The sequence below is a fragment of the Pseudonocardia bannensis genome (assembly GCF_012911875.1).
In the GTDB taxonomy this organism is placed as follows: domain Bacteria; phylum Actinomycetota; class Actinomycetes; order Mycobacteriales; family Pseudonocardiaceae; genus Pseudonocardia; species Pseudonocardia bannensis.
Window position 1 is genome coordinate 1 of record NZ_JAAXKZ010000242.1, and the last position, 2,400, is coordinate 2,400.

Consider the following 2,400-nt stretch of genomic DNA (forward strand, 5'->3'; position numbering starts at 1 on the left):
CCGTCGCCCGGTGGACCCCCCACCCCCCGCAGCGGCCTGGGCGAACTGATGCACGCCGATCTGAGCCGCTCCCCGCGAGGCGGCCCGTGGCGGATCACCGTGGGCCGGCCCTACCCGGGCTCCTACGGCATCGCCCGCTCCTACGAGGAGGCCCGCGAGGCGCTGGGCATGGCGGTGCGCCTGCAGTTGGACATGCCGGTCGTGCGGGCCGAGGACCTGCTCATCTATCGCGTCCTGCTGCGCGACCAACCCGCCATCACCGATCTGGTCCACGCCGTCGCGAGCCCCCTGGCCCGAGCGCGCGGCGGCGCCGGCCCGCTGCTGAACACCCTCGACGCCTACTTCGCCACCGGCTGCGTGGTCACCGAGACTGCGCGCCGGCTGCACCTGTCCGTACGCGCGGTCACCTACCGGCTGGAGCGGATCGCCGAGCTCACCGGCTACGACCCGACCGACCCCGCACAGCGGTTCACCGTGCACGCCGCCGTACTCGGCGCCCGTCTGCTCGGCTGGCCCCAACGCGACCTCCCCGCACCCGACCCCACCTGACCTGCACGCGGCCGACCCTCCACAGCCCTAGTTGCCGAGGCCCGGCAGATTCGCGGGTGCATAGTTGGCGCGTCACCGCCCCTGCCCCGGAACGCGTTCCCCGGCATCGTGGGTGTTGTCCAGGAAGTGCCTGGACCGGGGGCATGCGGGTGTCCTCCTCAGTCCCCCCGCCGACACCCGCATGCCCGTCACCCGGCCTCACGCTGCCGCGAGTTGTCGGGTCGATCGGAAGCGAAGGGAGGAGAAGCGATGACGTCTGCCCGGAAGCGGGTGATCGTCGGCGTGACCGGAACGCTGACCAACCTGCAGGCGCTGCGGGTCGCCGCAGACTCCGCACGCGAGCGCGACGCCGTTCTCTACGCCGTCCACGTCTGGGAGACCGGCAACGACCTGGAGTCCATGCGCGCCACCGCGCACAAGCCGGGTGTCATCACGTGCCTGCAGCTCATGACGCAGGCTTTCGACGACGCGATGGGCGGGGCACCAGACGACATCGACCTGCGCACCGTGGTCGTCGAGGGCCACCCCGGATACCGGCTGCCACGGCTGGCCCACCTGGATACCGACCTGCTCGTCCTCGGGGCCGGGCGTCCCGGCCGCTGGACCATCCCGCCCACCGCGCGCCAGTGCCTGCGCCAGGCCCAATGCCCGGTCCTGGTCGTGCCCGCCCCCGAGATGGCTCGCACCGCGCCGATGCTGGCCCGGGGCAAACAGGGCGCCCGTCAGCTGCAGCGGGTCATCGTGGACTGGGCCGTCGCGGACAAGGGGGCCTGACATGGGCGTCGTCGCTGCGTTGCTGCGGCTGCGACTGCCCCGTGACGTGGCGCGCACTCACGCCGAAGCCCTCGTGCTGACCGCCATCGCCACCCACCTGCCGGACAGCAGCGAGCTCAACGTCATACCCGAACTCACCCAACGGCAAGGTGGATCACCAGTGCGTCTCTGGACCTACTCGTTGCTGCTGCGCGCCCCGGTCGGCGCCGACCAGCTCGTGCGCATCGCCGGCACGGCAGCCGATCGTGCGGTGCGTGCCGAGTACGGCGCCGCGGCGGGGGCGCACGCGATGCTGGCGCCCACCGCCGAGCAGCTCGCCACCTGCCGCCGCGCCGTGGCCGGAACCCCCGCCCAGTTCGGCTGGCGCTGATGTACCACCCGGCAAGCTCCCAGGCCCCGAGCGCCGCCAGGGCGGGCTCCCCAGCGTCGGCCGACACGAGGCCCGCAGGTAGCCGCGGCGGCACGCGACCGCGCGGGCGGCCGCGTCGCGCTCGCGGTGTGGAGACCCTGGACCAGACGCAGCTCGACCTGCTCAGGCGCAGCCGCGCCCGGGTCGAGAACTGCACCGACGAGCTGACCGCGCGCTTCTACCAGACACTGTTTGAGCACGCCCCCGGGCTGCGCACCTTGTTCCCGCTTGACCCGAACGGCCGTCGCGCGCCGCTGGCCGACACGCTGATCTGGCTGTTGCACCGCCTCGATCAGCGCCGCGAACTCACCGACCGACTCGCCGATCTCGGACGCGATCACCGCAAACACGGCCTTACCGCCGCACACTACGACGCCGCCGGGCGGGCCCTGCTCATCGCCCTCGAACACATCCACGGCCCCTCGTGGACCCCCTCGCTCGCTCATGCCTGGGCCAGCGCCTACACCGCAGCCACCCACGAGATGCTCGCCGCCGCCGCAGCCGACCGCGGACCGGCGCTGTGGTTGGGTCGCGTCGTCGAACACCAGCGACTCGCCGCCGACCTCGCCGGCATCGTGGTGCAGACCCTCGAGCCGCTGCCCCACCACCCCGGCCAGTACCTCAGCATCGAGATCCCCCAACGACCCGGCCTGTGGCGCTTTCAGTCC

General features: G+C 72.8%; 4 protein-coding genes. All 4 read left to right on the top strand.

Translation table 11 applies throughout. The annotated features are described in order from the left end of the window. On the top strand, nucleotides 1-549 hold a 549-nt coding region (locus HF519_RS29870; RefSeq protein WP_169416294.1), incomplete at its 5' end, for a PucR family transcriptional regulator. 249 nt (nucleotides 550-798) lie between these two features. Continuing rightward, complete coding sequence (locus HF519_RS29875; protein ID WP_169416295.1) at nucleotides 799-1,323, top strand: universal stress protein; 525 nt, start codon at nucleotides 799-801, stop codon at nucleotides 1,321-1,323. A 1-nt stretch (nucleotide 1,324) separates the two neighbouring features. Further along, nucleotides 1,325-1,693, top strand: coding sequence for a hypothetical protein (locus HF519_RS29880; RefSeq protein ID WP_169416296.1), 369 nt, complete (start codon nucleotides 1,325-1,327; stop codon nucleotides 1,691-1,693). A gap of 128 nt (nucleotides 1,694-1,821) precedes the next feature. Further along, nucleotides 1,822-2,400, top strand: a 579-nt coding sequence (locus tag HF519_RS29885) for a globin domain-containing protein (protein ID WP_312860432.1), incomplete at its 3' end; no start/stop codon positions are given.

Excerpts from the sequence above, each read along its gene's own strand:
- HF519_RS29875 (WP_169416295.1), top strand. The coding sequence starts at position 799 with ATGACGTCTGCCCGGAAGCGGGTGATCGTCGGCGTGACCGGAACGCTG.
- HF519_RS29880 (WP_169416296.1), top strand. The coding sequence starts at position 1,325 with ATGGGCGTCGTCGCTGCGTTGCTGCGGCTGCGACTGCCCCGTGACGTG.